This is a genomic window from Bacteroidetes bacterium SB0662_bin_6 (assembly GCA_009839485.1).
GTDB lineage: Bacteria > Bacteroidota > Rhodothermia > Rhodothermales > VXPQ01 > VXPQ01.
In genome coordinates this window covers 1-18,890 of the sequence record VXPQ01000042.1, presented here as the reverse complement: position 1 = coordinate 18,890, position 18,890 = coordinate 1, and the positions used below count along the sequence as shown (strand labels likewise).

General features: G+C 56.0%; 17 protein-coding genes and 1 tRNA gene. 12 read left to right on the top strand and 6 right to left on the bottom strand.

Annotation, left to right across the window (positions count from 1 at the left end; genetic code table 11):
* Positions 1-303: 303 nt before the first annotated feature.
* Positions 304-552, bottom strand: coding sequence for a hypothetical protein (locus tag F4Y00_07780; protein ID MYE04853.1), 249 nt, complete (start codon positions 550-552; stop codon positions 304-306).
* 24 nt (positions 553-576) lie between these two features.
* Here F4Y00_07780 and F4Y00_07775 point away from each other — a divergent pair, with 24 nt between their 5' ends.
* The 6 genes from F4Y00_07775 (at position 577) to F4Y00_07750 (ending at position 4,834) form a co-directional block, all read left to right on the top strand.
* Positions 577-1,293: a hypothetical protein gene (locus tag F4Y00_07775; GenBank protein ID MYE04852.1), complete on the top strand. Its 717-nt coding sequence runs from the start codon at positions 577-579 to the stop codon at positions 1,291-1,293.
* 234 nt (positions 1,294-1,527) lie between these two features.
* Positions 1,528-2,211 carry a hypothetical protein gene (locus F4Y00_07770; protein ID MYE04851.1) on the top strand — a complete coding sequence of 228 codons (684 nt, stop codon included), beginning with the start codon at positions 1,528-1,530 and terminating at the stop codon, positions 2,209-2,211.
* A gap of 118 nt (positions 2,212-2,329) precedes the next feature.
* Positions 2,330-3,118, top strand: coding sequence for a hypothetical protein (locus F4Y00_07765; GenBank protein MYE04850.1), 789 nt, complete (start codon positions 2,330-2,332; stop codon positions 3,116-3,118).
* Between the two features lie 5 nt (positions 3,119-3,123).
* Positions 3,124-3,885, top strand: coding sequence for a hypothetical protein (locus F4Y00_07760; GenBank protein ID MYE04849.1), 762 nt, complete (start codon positions 3,124-3,126; stop codon positions 3,883-3,885).
* A 318-nt stretch (positions 3,886-4,203) separates the two neighbouring features.
* Positions 4,204-4,307: transfer RNA gene (locus tag F4Y00_07755), tRNA-Pro, on the top strand.
* Between the two features lie 23 nt (positions 4,308-4,330).
* The gene (locus F4Y00_07750) at positions 4,331-4,834 is read left to right on the top strand and encodes a hypothetical protein (GenBank protein MYE04848.1); all 504 of its coding nucleotides are present in this window, start codon (positions 4,331-4,333) and stop codon (positions 4,832-4,834) included.
* A 320-nt stretch (positions 4,835-5,154) separates the two neighbouring features.
* On the opposite strand, the gene F4Y00_07745 is transcribed toward F4Y00_07750, so the two are convergent.
* From F4Y00_07745 to F4Y00_07735, 3 genes are all read right to left on the bottom strand, one after another.
* The gene (locus F4Y00_07745; protein MYE04847.1) at positions 5,155-5,682 is read right to left on the bottom strand and encodes a hypothetical protein; all 528 of its coding nucleotides are present in this window, start codon (positions 5,680-5,682) and stop codon (positions 5,155-5,157) included.
* Positions 5,669-6,388, bottom strand: coding sequence for a MarR family transcriptional regulator (locus tag F4Y00_07740; protein ID MYE04846.1), 720 nt, complete (start codon positions 6,386-6,388; stop codon positions 5,669-5,671). The genes F4Y00_07745 and F4Y00_07740 overlap by 14 nt, the downstream gene beginning before the upstream one ends.
* 426 nt (positions 6,389-6,814) lie before the next feature.
* The gene (locus F4Y00_07735) at positions 6,815-9,604 is read right to left on the bottom strand and encodes a hypothetical protein (GenBank protein MYE04845.1); all 2,790 of its coding nucleotides are present in this window, start codon (positions 9,602-9,604) and stop codon (positions 6,815-6,817) included.
* A gap of 697 nt (positions 9,605-10,301) precedes the next feature.
* Between F4Y00_07735 and F4Y00_07730 the strand changes: the two genes are divergently transcribed.
* The 5 genes from F4Y00_07730 (at position 10,302) to F4Y00_07710 (ending at position 16,416) form a co-directional block, all read left to right on the top strand.
* On the top strand, positions 10,302-13,421 hold the full coding sequence (locus F4Y00_07730) for an N-6 DNA methylase (GenBank protein ID MYE04844.1): 3,120 nt from the start codon (positions 10,302-10,304) through the stop codon (positions 13,419-13,421).
* A gap of 135 nt (positions 13,422-13,556) precedes the next feature.
* Positions 13,557-14,660: a hypothetical protein gene (locus F4Y00_07725; GenBank protein ID MYE04843.1), complete on the top strand. Its 1,104-nt coding sequence runs from the start codon at positions 13,557-13,559 to the stop codon at positions 14,658-14,660.
* On the top strand, positions 14,653-15,492 hold the full coding sequence (locus tag F4Y00_07720) for a hypothetical protein (protein ID MYE04842.1): 840 nt from the start codon (positions 14,653-14,655) through the stop codon (positions 15,490-15,492). The genes F4Y00_07725 and F4Y00_07720 overlap by 8 nt, the downstream gene beginning before the upstream one ends.
* A 160-nt stretch (positions 15,493-15,652) precedes the next feature.
* Positions 15,653-16,018 (top strand): hypothetical protein, encoded by a 366-nt coding sequence (locus tag F4Y00_07715; protein MYE04841.1) that lies wholly within the window; start codon positions 15,653-15,655, stop codon positions 16,016-16,018.
* A gap of 35 nt (positions 16,019-16,053) precedes the next feature.
* Entirely contained in the window at positions 16,054-16,416 is a 363-nt protein-coding gene (locus tag F4Y00_07710; GenBank protein ID MYE04840.1) for a hypothetical protein, read from the top strand.
* Between the two features lie 197 nt (positions 16,417-16,613).
* Here F4Y00_07710 and F4Y00_07705 read toward each other — a convergent pair whose 3' ends face one another.
* A complete protein-coding gene (locus F4Y00_07705; protein MYE04839.1) occupies positions 16,614-17,072 on the bottom strand; it encodes a hypothetical protein in 459 nt (152 codons plus the stop codon).
* A gap of 937 nt (positions 17,073-18,009) precedes the next feature.
* Positions 18,010-18,627: a DNA repair protein RadC gene (gene radC, locus F4Y00_07700; GenBank protein MYE04838.1), complete on the bottom strand. Its 618-nt coding sequence runs from the start codon at positions 18,625-18,627 to the stop codon at positions 18,010-18,012.
* 106 nt (positions 18,628-18,733) lie between these two features.
* Here radC and F4Y00_07695 point away from each other — a divergent pair.
* On the top strand, positions 18,734-18,890 hold a 157-nt coding region (locus F4Y00_07695), incomplete at its 3' end, for a bifunctional 4'-phosphopantothenoylcysteine decarboxylase/phosphopantothenoylcysteine synthetase (GenBank protein ID MYE04837.1).

Sequence of the window (18,890 nt, the reverse complement as noted above, 5' to 3'; positions counted from 1 at the left end):
CTTCGATTTTGGCGCTGCCTTTTCCTACCGGTCGACAACCTACGGCACTGCAGTTACCTTTGTCATTGCCTTCTTCGATTTCGCCAGTTCGGTTCTCTGCTTATCTCCGAAGATAGGTCACTGTGGTACATACAGTGCTTGGGCTTGATGGAGCGGAACAAATACGGAGCTCGGCTTCAACGTGCGCTAGGCGCTGTTATTAGTGCGGTTGTCACGATGGATACCACGTCGAATATGAGCAAGACCTGAACATGCTTCCCGTAACAGCTTTGCAAGTGATTCCAAGACCTTTCGCTCTTGTCCTCAGAACATATCTATCACCTGCAGAATAGTGCGGAAATGCGAATACCGAAAAGAGAGGGCAAGTGCTGCGACGCCGTTATCCGGCAGATCGAGAGAGCCAGCGGTGCGAGAAGGACTGGCGTTCGAGACCCGGAGAAAAACGGTGGACGCGGGTGTGTCGATCTGTTCGTGCAGGTGGGCGGTCAGGAATACGCGCTCGAGCACACTCGGGTCCAGCCTTTCAGGAACCGCATCGATCTTTCGACGCATTGGCAAACCGTCAGGGACTGTGTCATGCAGTGGTTCCCCGACCCGTTGCCGGGCCCGGCGTTCTACCATCTCTACATCCCTTTGGACATGCACCCGCCGGGGCGAGGCAGGAAGGGCAAGGACCGGCTGGAGAGCCTTCGCGAATGGATCGAACAGAATGTGGAGGTCCTGCATGGACGCGCTGCTTATCGGCCCAGGTCGCCGGGCCATTTCTACAAAATGGACGAGATCATTGGACAGCCAGGCGGCTGGAAGTGCGAATTCGTAATCTCCCGGTCCAACGATGGGGTTGTGCCCCCACGAAAGCCCGGCACCTTCGATGTATTCATTGACTCTCCGGAGGACCGGGAGGGTCCGTTCCTCAACGAATTCCGCAATGCGTTTGACAGGAAATGTCCAAAACTCGCTCAGACCAAGGAGCAGGCCGACGATGTCAGGACCGTATTGATTCTGGAAGTCATCGAGCCGCCATTTGCCTTTGACGCACACATTTGCAAGCACCTGCCCGCGTTGCTGGAGGAGTGCCTGGCGCCGCCTGATGATATTTTTCTTGTTGAACCGCACCGCGTCTTCTGGCAGGTGTGGGTCGCCAAGCGGGGTGAGGTCTTTTGGCCGGACGAACGCTTGCCTATTCCGCATAAGGGATACATCGAGAATCCCTGGCAAGGCTATGAATATCCGGTCGAGTGTAGGCCTCTTTACCTCGATGGGGACGAGCTTGAGGACCTAAAGCCCTCCTGACGAGGCAACGGGCTCCGAAGCCGCACGTCATAGGCGCGGCCAGGCATGACAGGCCCAGAGCCAATCCCGACCCGGGAATAAAATACGCGCTTGTTCCGCCGTCCCAGAAAGTCCCCGCGTCCTTCCAACAAACCGCTCCCCCAAGGCAGTGTCCTTTGCCTTGACATTGACGGCGTGTGTGCCCCTTTCGGGCGAAACCTACGGTTTCATTCGCGGGCTCCCCACCCGGGTTTCGTGGCGCTGCCCTCGCATCCCGCGGTCCACTTTCATCCCGCGTTGCCGAAGTGGCTGGCGGAGCTGGCACACGCGTTCACCCACGTGGCCTGGGTTTCCTCCTGGCGTCGAAACTGCGCAACGTTTGCCGCGGGCGCCGGAGTTCGAGATGCCGCCAAGTGGCTCTATCTCCCGTCGTCCGATCCGTCGGATGAGACCGACCTGACGGGCCGCGGCGAACTCCCCTGGGGCAAGCTCGACGCCGTGCTGCAATGGATCGCGCCCGACCAGCCGGTCGCGTTCGTTGATGATGAACTGGTTCCGCAGCGCTGGCCTTATGACCGCAAGGCCGACATCGATCATTCCGTCGAGATGATCCGTGTGCGTCCGGGACCGCTTCTGCTGCTGGTGCCGTCCCGCGAGATCGGGCTGACCCGCGATACGGTCGATTTGCTGTGCGCATTCGCCCGCAATCCGCACGCGGGCCGGTTCGGCGGCCGCAGCGTGCATCACTCGCATTCCGGCCGCTGGACGCAGTGGCCCTGGCCGTTGCCGCCCGATCAGGAGAACCCCGTAACAGTCTTGCCCGATGACGAGGACGCTTGGGAAAACGACCGGCTCGAACTGCTGCGCGAGCGCTATGTGGAAATCAACGGTGCCAACCCCGCGCGCCATGATCTAGGGTGGTGCAACTGGCGCGATTAGGGTGCGAATGGCCTTATTACGCGCCCATATTCGAAATGTGCCCGTTTGCACGCAATTCCCGGGTGCAATCGCCTCGCCGGATCTGTAGAATCGCGCGCCCCCGAGGGGAGCCGCAGTCATGAAAATTCAGATCGCCTCCGATTTGCATCTGGAGATGCGCCCGCATTACGAGCCGGAACTCCACGATTTCGTTCCGGTCGAAGACCGCGACGTGCTGGTGCTCGCCGGCGACATCGGCACGCACATGAAGGCCTGGTCGTTCATCGAGCAGGAACTCCTGCGCTCGCCTGTGATTTACGTGCCCGGCAACCACGAGTATTACTCCTGGCAGACTCGCGAACACACCGACGACGCCTGGAAGCACAAGGCGGAGCAGTATCCGGACCTGCATTACCTGGTCGCCGAAAGCGTGACGATATCCGGCGTGCGGTTCTGGGGCGCGCCGTGGTACTCGAACCTGTACGGCCGGCGCGATTCCTGGTACCTCAAGTTCGTCGAAGGTGCGATCAACGATTTCAATCCGAAATTCGACGACTTCGGGCGCTGGACCCTCGCACGGCATCTCGAAGAGCACGCGCGCCAGACCCGACTGCTGCGCGAAGAGGCCGATCTCGTGGACGTGGTCATCACGCACTGGCCGCCCACGCGCGACGCCATCGCGCCCCGGTTCAAGGGCGATGGGATGAACAGCTATTTCGTCAACGACCGCGAGGACCTGGTCGAGGACATCGACGCACAGGTCTGGATCAGCGGGCACGTCCACGACGCCTACCGGGCCGTGGTCGTCAATACGCTGGTGATCGGCAACCCGACGGGCTATCCGGGCGAAGCTCCGGAGAGCGGGCTGTTCAGGCCGGATTTCGCGATCGATGTGGAGCCGGGGGCGTTGACCGAGTGGGAAGACTAAGCCCCATGAAAAACCCGACTCACATGCCCGTACACAAGGCCTTGCGCAAGGCCTACGCTCGCTCGCTCGTTGCGCCGCGCGTGGACGATGCGGGCAAGCGAAGGGGCGTTCCGCGGTCCGTCAAGTCCCTGGCGCAGGGCCTGCCGCGCTGGCGCTCCGGGCATCTGCCCGAGGACATCGATCCGTGGGTATGGTCGGACCAGCATCTCGGCCATGTCAACATCATCGAGTATTGCAACCGGCCTTTTCGCGATGTGGCCGAGATGGACGAGGCGCTCTTCTCGGCGTGGGAAGCCCAAGTGGGAACCGACGACTGGGTGGTCTTCGTCGGCGACTTGGCGATGGGCCGTGCACTGAACGAGGGCACGTTCGAGCGTGTCCGCTGCCTGCCTGGGAAGCGCAAAATCCTGGTGCCGGGCAACCACGACGTGACGGCGAAGGGCGGCGTGCTGCGCGTTGAGGGGTTCGACGCCGTCTACGCCATGCTGTTCGCAGCGGGCGAGCCGCAACTCGTGTTCACCCACGTTCCGCTGCGTGAGGTTCCGGATGGCTGGGTAAACATACATGGGCATACTCACGACCGCCCTGCCACGAACACGCCGCACATCAACGTCTCAGTCGAACAGCTCTACTTCGCGCCGGTGCGCCTGTCACGGCTGCGCCGGCTGGCGAAAGCACTGGCGGCGGGGCGCTATACGTCCGGAGAAACCACCTTGGAGCGGCTGGAAGCGCTGGAGCAGCCCGTCAAGCAGCGCGCAGAGCGGTAAGGCGAGCATTTCGAAAGGACACTTAGCGGCCTGTGCAATGCATGTTGGGAACTTACCCGATTGACTAGCCTAGCGCAGAAGCTCGCACCTAACGATCTGTCGCGCTGCACACAGCTGATCGCGCACGTCTCACGTTCGCGATCAGGCGTGATGCTGCTGTGAAAAATGCGCCAGAAGCGTCAATCGGACGAAATGCTCAGTGCCTTCTCAGTGCCTTCTCAGTCATTCCTCGATATTTGCTTGATAACTGAGTGGCGTTCTGCTACTATAAAAAGAAGGCGAGTTACTCATGAGTAACTCGCCTTCTAAGTCATTGATGGAGGAGTGGCGGAATATGGTAGACGCGCCCGGTTAGGATTCGGGTGGGCCGGAATAAGTCACATTCCACGCGGCCCGTGCGGGTTCAAATCCCGTCTCCTCCAGCACCACAGAAGGAGCCAATAACATGACAAACATAGAAGATTTCGTCGATCTCGTCAAGCTGCACATTCGCCTGTACCGCTCTTCAATAGAAAAGGATACTGACAATGAGAAAACGACATCACGCTATAAGAAGAGGATTCATCGGTTTGAAAAGCTGCAGAAATTTCTGGAAGATACGCAAGATCAGCAACAGAAAGCAGTAGAAACCCGCGTGACGAGTCTGTATCTTCAGCCAGCAGAGCTAAAGGATCTTCCAGAAGAACTAATCAAAGAGTTGAGCATTACTGAATCGGACAGGCTGGAATATGACATTGTTAATTTAATTGAACAACTTGGCGGCGTTGCCAGTATTGATCGTATATTGATAGGTTTCTACAACCTCAGCGGAAAAATCACCAAGCGCCAGGAAATAAACTCCAGGCTTTATCGGATGTCAAAGAAAATGCTCATCTATAGCGTACCCGGGAGAAAGGGAGTCTACTCGCTCAAACCCCTTTCACGGGAAGAGGGAAAAGTTCTCGTTTAACTACCGCGGCACAAGGACGCGAAGCGTGCTTAACGCGCGCCTGCTTGGCGTTTGGCTTGCTTTGATCGGTCGGGGCCCGGGTTGATAAAACTGCTTTCAGTACTTATTTCGAGAGGCCCCCATGTTCAGGGGTCACAATCGGCAGCCGCAAGTCAAATAAAGCGCAACGCGCTGAGCATTCTTTAGCTTGGCGCTTTTCTTCCGCACCTCGCGTGCCATAGCCCGCATCAGCGCTTCGAGCTCGGCGTCGGTGGGCTCGATTCCCGGATCAAGCAGGTTGACCTTGGGAACCATCGGAGGCTGTGTGCCTTTTTTGGGGATCAAGACGGGGTCGCTCCCTTCGGTTTGTATGCTACCGCTCCCCGCTCATCGTCCCCTTCAAAAACGGAGGACATTGCTGTTGAAACGATTCGATACACATCCGTGTTCAGCCTTTCAGTGATCTGCAGGAACCGTGTCGGCCAATCTGAAGGCAGACTGGACAGCGCCATATGGGGTTTTCCTCTCGATCCGTACTCCAAGTCGTTTCGCGTATTGTGCAACTTGGAGAGGAAAACCCAATCTTCCCTTGGTATGTCGGTTGTGTAAGCCAGACACTGAAATGCAAGGTACCGATCTCGTGCGCGATATCCAGCAAGGCATAACGCACCCCAGGAATAGGCGAAAGCCGCTACATACAAGTAGTCGAAGAGATCGTCATTGTTGCCGTCGCTGGCAGCGGTTCTGGCTTTTGCCAAATACCGATCTCCGCGCTGCAAATAGTGGCGAATGTCATCCGCGTCAGGTGCTTCGAGATGCAATTGGCCGGCGGAAACAAGATTCTGCAGATTCTTGTTAGCAGAGACCATCGACAGTTTCCTTTGAGTTGATTACGAAATGAATCGGCCCTTCAAGCACACGCCGCACAAAACCATTACGCTTCTTCCTGCACTGATCGCGAAATTCTTCGACGCCGTAGATGCGGATTTCAATTAGCCGCCGCAATTCCCCCATGGCGGGAATCAGGCGTTCAAATACTTCAAAACTGTGAAGCGAGTCAGAAACGATCATTAGGTCTATATCGCTGGTGGCAGTATCGTTCCCCTTGGCCACCGAACCATAAATCAACGCCAATTCGACCTCTTCCCGGACAGGTTCAAGACCAGTTCGGATCGTCTTAACAAAGCCAAGTGTTTTCTTAACAAGACCGCGCAGTTCTTTATAGATCGCTGCTTCCTTGTTCGCCTGGTAGCACTTGCGCCGACCCTCTGCGGTTACTGTAACAAGACGGGTGCGCTGCAACCGCAGCAACTCGCGCGTCACAGCTCCAGAACCCACCTCCGCTTGCGCAATAATTTCGCTAACGCTGAAGCGTTGCTCGGGGTAGCCATAAAGGATGCCCAACACGCGCTGCTGGGTGCGTGTGAACAGCGCATCGGGCAGTGAGACGTTAGGTACGGGTTTGATGCTTGGCAAAGATGTGGCAGCAGAAGTGATTCCCATATTGGGAATTATAATTGAAGAAGCAAGTAAATCCCAAATCTTAGTTTGCTCGGACTTAGAGAGAATGGTCACCGTATGGTAGTTTCCCGCGAGGAGAATCGCCGCCTTTAGGAGTTGTCATCTTCGCTCGATTCCAGTAGTAGTCCTCGTGCCATGGCACTCGAATGGGTAGGCCGAACCGGAGTATCACGGCGAAGCAAGAGATGAGATGTTTGTTGACGAAATTCAGAATGGGTGCCTGACCCATTGGCGATTGAGCAAAGGCCGGTTACAACCTAATACTGGTCCATTCAGAACCATCGCCGACTGATGCAGGCTGCGCGATGCGTAGAAAGCCAGAAGCTCGTAACGAGCAGTTACTGGGGCGCGCGGGATCCGGTGGGATTTCGTCAGCGGCGTTACTATGGGATAGGGAGTTGATTTAGTGACCGCCAATTCCTCAACCGGCTCCGCAATGTCTACAAATTCCTGACCGGCTATTTCCTTGATCCGGGGATACTATTTCCGCCCTGTCGCATTCAGATCGATCTTGCATCGCAGAAACCGCCCATCGGTCACGACCGCATAGCACTCGCCGGGCCGCAGCGTGGACGGTGGACGGACCTCCGTTGACTTGGGCAGGTAGGGCGTGAGCGGACAGAGCCGGTCGATGGTGTCATGCAGCGCCCGGTCCGTCGTCCGGAAAAATAGTTTGGTGCCCGTGTTGTTGAGCAGGATTTCCACCGCCTTCGCATCCTTGTTGGTGAACGAGACCCCGGCCAGGGCGTGATGCAGGCTCGACATGGATTGCGAGGCGACCACGCAGAAGGCGCCGAATGAGCGGCAGGTGTCGAAGAATGACTGCTCGCCGTGCACGACATCGGACGTGATGAAGCGGTGGAATTCGTCGGCGACATAGGCCACCAGGGGCAAGTCCGAGCCGTTCTCCTGCCGCTTCTCGTCGCTTAAGACGGCCTCGAAGAACTGCGCCTTGAGCGCCCGGGCCACGAGCGCGTCGCGGCCATGCCCGAGCGACGGCTGATAGACGTACACCGTGCCGCCGTTTTCCGAGTTGATGGCGGGACTGAACATATTGAGTTGTTCATCGCCTCCCGCCGAGGTATTACGTGCAAGCAGGAAGGGCTCGCATCCGAAGAACAGCGCCTGCGCCGGTCCGGAATCGCTGAAGTCCGTGAAGGCGGGCTTGGCGAAGCCGAACAGCCCCATGTAGTGCTGAAGGTCCCTGCGCACGGTGGCAAGGCTGTGGAAGTATTCCACTTCGTCGAAGGCGTCGTCGATTTCCAGGGTCCCCGATACGAGATCGCGCAGGTACTCCTCCACCAGGCGGTGGGCCAGGAACATGTGCTTGGCGCGGCCTCTGGAGCTGTAGGCGAGATACTTCGGCCTGCCGTCTTGATCGACCCATTGATCCTTTTCATCGGCGTGATTCCCGGACCCGCCGACAAAGAACTGCCGCTGGAAAATGGCTGCCAGCGCGATGAGATTTTTCGACGGGCGCAGGGCCTCGTCCGGCAGCAGGGGGCAGGCCGCGTCCCAGCAGGACTCGGCCACCGCTTGGAGTCCGTCGAGCACTTCGGACATGTTCAGGGGCAGCCGGCTCGCGGCCAGCCGTGCGAACGCCTTGCCCCGAGCGTCGATGAACTCGCGCAACTCGGTGTTATTCCGCTGGCTTGAGCAGATGCGTGAACGATAGTCCTTCCAGGCCTTGCGCAGCGCGCGCCGCTCATCGAGCGTGAACAGCCACCGGCCGCGCACCCGGCAGGATTCCGAGTGGGGATTGGGATCGGCGCGCGCCGCGTCGCCGATCCCCTTCAGTTCCTTGAGCAGCCTTACATAGGCACGTCCGGCCATTTCCGCGCTCGGCGCCAAAAGACCCGCCGTCACGCCGAACGTGCGCAATTTCAGTTTCAGGTAGTACGCCATCGGGTTGAAGTTCTTCGGATCGAAGATGACGGCGCGGTACTTGAAGACGACCAGCAGCAGAGCGATGATGGTCTGGGCGAGCCGCACCCCCTGGTTCTTCCAATACGCGTTGTCGCCCGCCCCGCGTCCGAGCAACGATTCGAAGGCGGGGTTTTGTGGTGCGAACGAAGCGCAGCGCTTGAGAATCTTCTGGGCCGTCCCCAGCATGTCGTCCTTGACGAAGTCCTCTGCAATGGCCCACTGGCCGTTCATGAGATTTAGCTGCAACCCGGCGCCGCCGTTCCCGGTGGTTTCCAAAACCTGCACGGCAACGCCCGCCGGCGCCTGACTCGCCAGGATTTGATGAAGCTCCTTCTTCGGATCGATGACGAGCGCGCAGCTCACCGGCGTGTCGGCCTTATGCGCCGGGTCGGCTTGGCGCAATATGCCATTGAGCAGAGGGACGATCGCGGACTGGGTCTTTCCGGAACCCGTCTCGCCGAACGCCATCACGTGCCGGCACAGGTCCGCGCGCGCGATCTCGCCGTGGGGAGGGAACAGGTTGCGCCACTCCGGAATCTCGACGCTGTGCAGGCGCCTGCCGGGCTCGACCGCCGGCGAATCCAGCTTGTCCTCATCGGCCAGTCCGTCGATCAGCCGGAGTTCGCAGGCGAACGCCGCAGATATATTGAGGTCGAATCCGAAGAGTTCCCCGTAGAGGAGAAGAAACCCGGTCGCATCGGGCGACTGTTCGCATTCCTCCGCAACCCGCTTTCGGATCGCCGCCAGGCACGCCCGCTTGGTCTCGTCAGTCGTATGGAAATCGACGTCGAATCTCCTGCCCGTCAACCGATTCATGATTTGCCAGTCTGTTTCCGCAAAACAGTCCGATCCACGCTGCGGACGGCCGGGTTCCTCCGGCGGGTTGGCGTTGCGCCTATATCCGAGGAATGCGCGCTCGGCGATCTGCCCGACCATTTTGCGGTCCGTCTGGCTCAACAGCTGCTGCAGCGCCGTGGCCGTGTAGGCCGTCATGTCGCCCTCCGCGGAGACGCGGTGGAAGTGATAACGGAGCACGGCAGTGCGTCCGGCGGTCCTGGGGCCATCGCCCAGCGACACGATGGAAGCTGCTGCGCTGCCGGCCTGCGTAAGCGCCCGGGTCCATATCTGGACTCCGCGCCGCCGGAATCGCCCCATCGCGTCTAAGTAGTAGTCGAGCGCAAGCAACTCGCCTCCCGGGGACGCGATGCGCAGTTCGATCGTCTTGTAGAAGTAGTCCGTGCTCAGCCGGTCGATTTCGGCGACGAGATCGACCATCGACGCCTCGGTGATCTCGGTCATGATCGTGACGATGGCTCGGTCAAGTTGATAGGTGACATCCTTCATCGCAGCCTCTCCGGGCGCGCAAGGCGCCGCCGGCGACGCTTGCTGGCGGTCGGTCCAGCGGGATGCCGGATTAGGGCGTGCCCGCGCCGCCGTGCGGAACGGAAGTCAGGATCCGTGAGACTGGGGTCGAGGTGACTGCAAGGGACTTTGCAGTGTGCATTTCGGCCGCCGCAGCGACCGGGATTCAATCAAATGCTTCGTGAACTCGCTTGTTCATTCGGTCAATAACCCCCAGACCTTCAGTTTACCAAAACAGACGGAATATTTGATCTGTAAAGTGACAGGTTCTTAAGAACCTGAGCGAAAGGTTCTGTCCCAGGAATACGGAAGGAACTCCCCATCGAGTTCTCATCCTGTTCGACCGCGCACGGGGAAGCAGGACTCACTGTTGATTGTTGATCGTGAGCGGCCTGGAATAAGGTGCCCAACTGGCAGGCGTGCAAAGCTGGTTGACTCCGGTTCGACATGCATCCCGTGAAAAATTTTTCAATCCAGCGTCCCTTGCGGGTTCAGATTGGAAACAGGATCAGTTGTTGACTACAATCTACTACGGGAAGGGTGTCGCTCGAAAGTGCTCTAAAACACTGAATTATGTCGAGATACTAACGCCTTACACCTTTTGCTCATGCAGTATCTGGGGTAGTGGGCGCATAACTGCGACAATGCGCTTCGACAATGGAATAATTCAAGGGCTCGCGTGCCACTATTTCATCCTCGCATCATTAGCCGGATAACCGAGAACGCTCCTGAGGAGTTACCGGAAGAGCACGCCGAGGTCATCCAAAATTGGGCTGCAACGATCGAGTCCCGGGCGATTCATCGGCAATCTGAGGTCGCAGTCCACGGGCATTTCACTCAACGCATCCTGATTGGAGTGCTCGGCTATACCGGGTTTGATGACCGCGAGGAATGGACGCTACAACCAGAGTGCTCCGTCGGCGTCGATCGTAAAGCAGTCGATGTAGCCCTCGGGCATTTCACGGATGACGAACGCCATATCGTTGCACCGTTCGAGCTAAAGTCGGCAAGGCTGCGCGATCTCGACGCAATAATGCCGGGCCGAAACAAGACGCCGGTTCAGCAGGCTTGGGAATACGCGATGGACGCGCCGGGTGCACGCTGGGTGCTCGTAAGTAACTACGTCGAGGTCCGTTTGTACGCTGTTGGATATGGCCGAGCCTTATACGAGAGCTGGAACCTCCAGGAGCTTACTGATCCGAAAGAATACGCTCGTTTTCACACGCTGCTTTGCGCAGCGAATCTGCTGGGCGGGCACACGCTGCAACTCCTCCAGGAAAGTGAGGCTGTTCAAGAGGAGATTACGAACGCGCTCTACGGCGACTACCGGCAGGTGCGCGTAACGCTGTTTCGCCAATTGCGGGAAGCGCACCCGGATAAGACGCCCAGACAAATCCTACGTCTTGCACAGACAATTCTCGATCGAATAATTTTCGTTGCCTTCGCGGAGGACACAGGATTGCTTCCGCCGAATGTGCTTGAGCAAACCTTCACCCAGCACAATCCGTTCGCACCCGTTCCCGTATGGCAGAACTTTCTTGGACTGTTCCGAGCCATTGACGAAGGGCAGATACTGGAAGTTGGCGGTGCCCGGATTGAGATTCCCGCATACAACGGCGGTTTGTTCCGGCAGTCCCAAGAGATCGCCGAACTTCAAGTAAGCGATGAGATTTGTGAGGCGTTTAGGGCAATCGGGCGCTACGAGTTCAAGACTGAAGTCAGCGTAGAGGTGCTTGGCCACATTCTCGAACAGTCGATAACGGATCTCGAAGAACTGTCGGCTGCCGAGGATTATGAAGATTTTGACCAACGCCTGAGCCGCAGGCGAACCGAAGGCGTCTATTACACTCCCGCATTCGTTACTCGATACATGATTGAACAGACGCTTGGCGAGGTGTTGGAAAACAAAAAGCAAGAACTCGGGCAGGGCGAGCTTCCGGAATTGACGGACGATGACTATGCGTCAATCCAATTCATCCAGCGTGGAAAGAACAAGGGACAGGTTCGGTACAACGCACAGATCGGCAGGCATGTCGAGTTTTGGGGCCGATACAAGGATGCGCTTTCAGAGATTAAATTGCTCGATCCAGCGTGCGGGTCTGGAGCGTTTCTAATCGCTGCGTTCGACTACCTGCTGAACGAAGGCAACCTGGTCAACGCGGAACTCGCAAATCTCGTTGCAGGGCAGCACGAGTTATTCCGATGGGACACGCATATCCTCGAGCACAATCTGTTCGGTGTCGATATCAATTCCGAGTCTGTCGAAATAACGAAGCTGAGCCTGTGGCTCAAGACCGCGAATCCCCGCCAACCGCTTACCTATCTCGATGACAATATTCGAGTCGGCAATTCCGTTGTTGACGCTGCGGCGCTTGCTCCCAGAGATGCCTTCGATTGGTCAGATTTTGCCGGTGGTGAGTTTGACGTTGTAGTTACGAATCCACCGTACGTCAGCGCTCTTGAGCTTTCGAGGCACGCAGGCAAAGAGACGAAGGATTATTGGAAGAAGAAGTTTGCCGCGGCGAGCGGCGCTTACGACCTCTATATCCTGTTCATGGAACTTTCTCTCACTCTTGTACGTGAGGATGGCTTCGTGGGGCTGATTACGCCGAACAAGTATCTTGCTGCGCCCTACGGTGTTGGAATCCGAAACCTGATACGCGATATGGCTCAGCTTTGCGGCGTGCTGAACTTGTCGGCAGACCGCGTGTTTCAGGACCCGTCTGTCTATCCAATCGTATCAATCCTGCACAAATCCGATAACCGAGATGATGTGACAGCCTACGCGGAACGTGATGCCGACACGGGGCGCGTTGAGACAATCCGGGAACTTGAAGCAAGTGAGCTCGACGCCCTGCCTAATCGCATGTTCTCTCTAATTCTTTCGGAATACAGTGATGAACTGTCAACTGTGCTCGCCAAGTGTTCGCGCCTGGTAGACATTGCCAAGGTCAATGCAACCTCCACGGCCGGTGAAGCCGACACGCTTTCCCAAGTAGTTATCGAGCACGAGATCGGTGCAACCCCGATGATTAACACCGGCACGATTGACCGCTATATGTCGTACTGGGGGATTCAGCCATTAACGGCGCAGCGCCGCATATTCACGAGGCCAGCAGTCCGCCTGGGCGATGTCGATCTATCGGATCATCGGCGCAGCATATATGCCGCACCAAAGATCATATTCGCCAAAATGGCACTGCGGCCCGAAGCGGTTTTTGACGCTGCTGGAGAGCTTTGCTCGATCAATACCAATTGCGTTTACGAGTCGGAACTACCTCTGGAATTCTTGGCAGGCATTTTGAATTCGAAGGCAATGGCGTTCATTTACGATCAATTCTTTGGGTCGCTGCGTATGAGCGGCGGCTATCTGCAATTTCAGTCACCGCAACTGCGGGCGCTGCCAATCCCTGTGGCCGAGCCTGATACTGTGCAATCCATCGTCGATCAAGTACAGACGATACAAACCATTTCAGACCAGATTGCCGAAATCAAGCGGAACCTCGTTGGACTGCTTGTCGCAGACTTTGGACTGGATGGAACGACCAAAAAAATTGGCAACTTCGAGGCACTGAGCTGGCGGCAGTTCTGTGCCGAGTTGAAGAAGTACGAGATTGAGATTGTTGGTGCAGCCAGAGAAGATTGGTTCGAACGATTTGAACAAAGGAAAGCGGAGATTCTTGCACTACAGGAAGCGCAGGTGGCAGCCGATTGCGAACTTGATAAACAGGTATATGGCGTATTCGGGTTCAACGACAATCTCATAGCTACAATCGAAGAACAAGTTCCGAACGATTAAAATTCCCATAAAGTGCGGAGTCCGAGTATGGAGGCACGGAGCGGGAGCGTCGGCTAGTTAGCATAAGCCCCAAGCGTCTCGCCAGCGCAAAGCCAGCGCCAATCAAAATTGAACGGGAGCGTCCAAGAGACATTGATGATGGAGCACGTAAATAAATTGACAGCAAGAGAACCACTAGGCCTCAAACTGGAACAATATAAATCTGACTTCAGATCTGTAACTGGAGAGCCATTCAAGTACTTCTTTTGCCCGATTCTTCATGTTGATGAAGATATTGGCTTGACCAAGGGCCATATTGTCCCTGCTTCCCTAGGTGGGGGACAACGGGTGCTGCAGCGAAGAGATGTGGATAACGGGTTTGGCAGTTTTTTTGAAGCGGAATCGGCCGACGCAGTGACTCAAGGGCTGCAAAGGGACGACCTCGTAGATAGAGTGCTGTCAGATTCCGCTGATTCCGATGGCTTGCAACGGTTCAGACAATGGTTGGAAGTAGAAGGAGAGGACAGACGCATTCCAGTGAGGTCAATACAGGTCGACTGCGATAAAGAATTCGTCGTATTGAAGTCAGATTTGCAATTAGGTGAGAAGACACTAGCCGCGAGATTCGCTGTCGAACTAGACGCTCGAAGTTCGATTCTAATTACCTGTCTAAGGGCTTCTTTCCTCTATTGGTTCAAGCAGCTTGGGTACCGATATGTGTTTTCTAACGAGGGCATTTTTGTCGCATCAGTCTTGCGTCTTGTTTACAAGAGGTTCATTCAACCTCGCCAGCGGCCCAACAGGAAGAAACCAGGACTAATGTCACAAGATGTGAAGGCAGAAGTGAATGAGTTCTGTCTTCAATTTGCAAATTTTCTCAGGCCGGTTCCACACGAAACTGTCAATTCTTGGCCTCCCGAATTGCGAAAGGGAACAATTGATTCCAATTGGTTTTTGGCACTAATCGACGGAGGTCAACCATACGGCCGCATCACGATTTTGAAGTTTGGAAACGAGTTTTGCGGGGTTTTGACCCCAATGATCACAGATGCTCGCGGGTGGGCACTACTGGATCTGGCGGCTAATCTGCACTTGGAATTCACAGTAGCAAAATGGAACGCCAACAAAGCTCAGTATGAATTTTCGCCCCCTGCCGGTAACAGTCTTATTTGGCCGAGCGCGAAAGATCCAACCCAGCCCATTTCCATTCACGAAGCAGCGAAGTTGGTTCTTGCATCAGGCAGGCTCAAGAATGCTTGAGTTTGACGGAAATTGGCGGTACGAGAGCCCGCGCGCCGTGAAGCCTGAGGTTGACATGGCCTTCCGTAGATTGATTGATAGGATTTGCGGTCAGGGATCGAGAAAAGAAATTCTTGAGCACTTCAAGTCCCACTTCGCTACGGCAGCAGGCGAACCGTACCAACGCAGCAGTAACGAGGGTTGGGCGTCAACCGACCTAGATTATGTGATGAGAAAGGCGGCGGAAAACGCGCCGCTGTTCATTGAGGCATTTTGGGACGGGTGCGAAACGCTTAAGGCCCGCTACCCCCTCATGGCTATGCCACCTCTAAACAGAATCAATAGTATTTTGAACGACGCCGATGCCGGATTTCAGATTGATCCCCCAAGACTTATAGCCACTGGCTCGCATGCACCGATTGCTGTGCCGGAACGTGCGCCATCTCTTGATGACTTGGCCGAAGCGTTAATCCAAGACGCACTCACTGCTTCCGAACGTGCACTTAGCGAGGGCGATGGCCGTCAGGCCGTCCACAAGTTGCTGTGGCTTCTGGAAACGATTGCGACGGGTTTTCGGAGCAACGAGATTCTCGGGGGTAGTATCAAGGGCCGCTACTTCAACAAAATCAGCCGAGAGTTGCGACAGCACGAATCAGGCCATCTACGTCACATACTGCGGTGGCTGGAGACCTTGCACGGCTATCTCTCCGATACGACCGGTGGTGGAGTGCGCCATGGCATGGACTTAAGGGAAGGATTGGAACTTGATATCAATGAGGCTCGTCTGTTCTGCGATTTAATTCGCAGCTATCTGAAGTACCTAATTTCGGAACATGAGCGCCTTTCGGCATAAGCTGTCAGGGGATCAGGTACCGATCAATATAGTTCAATACAACCATCGGTAAGGTTGCAACTCGGGACCTAAACTCGGTCTTTGGGTCAGCGCGGAATTGACTCTGTAGCGTTCACCCTGCGTGCGGTGGATAATGCGCATCTTTCCGCCGAGTTGAGCCGTGACCCTTCGCTTCTCGAACGATGGTCCGGAATTTCCCGGTAAGCTTGTCAATTCCATTCTTGCCGGTGAGGTGGTTTTACTCTGCGGAACCGGGGTTATCGCGCCGCAAATGCCGGATTTTGCGTTGCTAGCCGACCGCACCTACGAGTCTCTGGCTGTACGAAAGGCAGACTCGGAGAATCGTGCGTATAGAGAAGGGCGCTACGAGGAGGTGCTTGGGTCACTGAGCCGAAGATTGGCGGATCCAGACGCGGTGACGGATGCCGTCTCAAAGTTACTCGCAGTTCCTGACAATCCCAAGCTCGGTCAGCATCGAACGATTCTTCGTCTATCGCGTGATCTGGACAACAGGCCTACTGTGTAGTCACCACAAACTTCGACACGCTTCTTGAACGCGCTTTGGTCGAGTTTCTGCCAGACATCCCATCTGCGGATATGAGCTTTGCCGGCCAGGCACTGCCTGCACCGGGTAGTTCGACCTTCTCTGGCGTTGTGCATATGCACGGGCGCCTCGAAGACAAAGACCAGACGATTCGACTTGAAAGCACACCGTTCATTTTCGCAACAAAGTCCCTGTCGGCTTCCGACCAATTGTTGCTATTTGAATGCGCTTTATCGTGTAGCTTGCAAGCGAGGTCTATCTCATCTATTGGTTCAGGATCTCCTCCTTCCGGAAAGCCTGGGCCGCACCATTTGCCGTATGCTCGAAATTCGAGTTTAGTCATTCTTCCTCCTCCTCACTCGGACAGATGCCTAAACTAGGCACTACATTATTTTGCGATAGTAGAACGATCCTACAATTTATTTCTGTTCTAGAGGCGTTTGTGGCTGATCGTTGACCGTTCCGTTGGATCCTAGCCACGTTGGAATATAGCTTTGTGCCATGTTAATTTCTTCAATTATGTCCGTCTTTTCAATCCCTTGCGGTGGGGTGTACATCAACAGGCGGGTCGCCTAGGTTATTCCGCATTTATCGAGTTCTCGATAGCGTCCTTAAGCTCCAGAATCATCCCAGCAGCGGATCCAGGTAGTGCACTGGCAATGCTCCCAAGCAGCGTATTGATGGCGTTCAAGAACCGCCGGAGAAGGGACGGCCCGCCCTGCTGGCCAAATTGCCCTGCCCAATATTTCACTACAGTCAGCTTGAATATCAGTTGCGTGCCGACGAGACCGTGCCGGGAAGCTATATGTTCTTCCATGCCATTTGCACTGTTGGCAACGTCTTGGAAATGAGCATACGCATCCTGGAAGCTCTTACGCATTAGGTAGCGCAGATCTGGAATGAACAAATCGCCATATTCGTCTTCCTGCTCTTCGTCGGTGAGGCAATCAAGCACTCCTCGCACCCAAAGGACAAACTCGGAGAGCCGATCAGGATCGGTAAGGTCGGGATAGTTTGGAGTTGGTGGCATAGGCATGGTGGATTTTCCTCTACTTGATGTTCCTTGCATCTTACTAAAGGCGTGGCTGCGGCAGCACTTTCGCTATCCCGGAGTAACGTCCAATACGCCCTTAGAGAACTTTTAGGCTTTCAAATAAATCGCCGGTAAGTCCACTATGCCTATGCCACCAAGTGATATTTGCGAATTAGGTGATCGTCTTTCCTATTTCCAGGGTGCCATAATCGAAAAGGCCTATTGAAAAAACCGTAAGAATATTGACGCTAGTGACGGCCGAACTGGCGGCGCTTGTTTTCTCGTCATGTTGTTTGCTATCCAGGGACTTGGCGGTCCGGACCTTGGACTGATTTGGATCCTGCTGACGCTCTATCTGTTTCACCCAGCCTCAATCATGTTCATTTTCCTAGCCTCGTTCAAGAAACTCCCCTCGGGTCCCCCGACGAAATTCGCTACCGTGGTCATTGCACTCAACGTGCTGCTGTTGCTATCCACAGTAACCCGTTCAAGCCGATACTCTCTAGGGAGCCCCGGAGATTGCGATCCTGTTAGCGGTTCCCTCAAGCCTCGTCCTGATCAATTCGTCGATTGGCGCCTAGCGCAAAAGGAGCGCATAGAACATGTCCCTTGGCCGTTATTGGTTGACGGCGAGTACCCAGATCCGATCAAAGAAACGGGAAATCAAATAGTTATATAAAATCCATAAGGAGAGAATATGACCGTTTCCCGCTTGTGCAGAAAACGAAGAAGCAAGACGATATTCTCGCTTTACATTTCGCTGCCGCGAAGAGCAGCGGTGTATATTTCAGCGTGTTTACGTCGCGTATCACCCCGCGGCGGCAAAAGACGCAAAATGTCTAGGCAAGACCTTGTTAATGCTCTGTGTGAGGAGAACAACCTTTGACTTACACCGACACCAGGACCCAGATTTTCAAGTATTCTTGATAATGTCAAACTCTTATGTTGCGTTTGGTTCGGGTTTTACTATGGTCGACAATGAGCAATGCCGCCTTCGCAACATATCTGTGACCGCAACATTTGGGTGGTTGTGGGCAAGGATGACCGCCGCCGCATTGCGTTCCATCGCGCGCCGCACGATTTCCCGCGGATAGACCATGGCGCTGTCGAGGGTGCCGTGAAAGATCTCTTCAAAGGCCAGCACCCGGTTCCGGCAATCGAGAAACATGCAGCAAAAGGTCTCGTAGCGGCGGTCCCGCAGCCGGGCCAGCAGAAAGCGCTCGCTGTCGGCCGAATTGCTCAGCCGGCGGCCTGTCGTGATCTTTTCCTTCAGCGACCGGGCGTAGCTCTCGCGGGCCGCCGCGATCACGGTGGCCTTGGCCGCGCCGATTCCGCGCACTCCGGAGAGTTCGCGGGGCGTGGCCGCGAATACCCCGCGCATGCCGCCGAAGCGCACCAGCAACTCCTGCGCAAGTTCCAGCGCCGACATGCCGGCGGCGCCCGATCCCAGAAGAAGGCACAGCAGTTCGGCGTCCGACACGCGATCGACTCCCTCGTTCAGGAACCGTTCCCGGGGTCGGGTGGAACTCGGCCACTGGCTAATCCTTGAACCGGCCATGCCGTGCAGTCTGCAGACTGGAAGGCGTTCCGCAAAGGGCGAATGGCGGCGCGTTTACAAAGAAATGACGCGACACCGGCGTTTGCTGGGATAATGGGCGGCAACCATGCACATTCTCACGAATAAGAAGATCCTGCTGGGCGTGAGCGGCAGCGTCGCCGCGTACCGTGCCCCGGAACTGGCCCGCCGGCTGGCCGAGCATGGCGCCGAGGTTCGCGCGGTCCTGACCGAAGGCGGCGCGAAGCTGATTTCCCCGCTTCTGA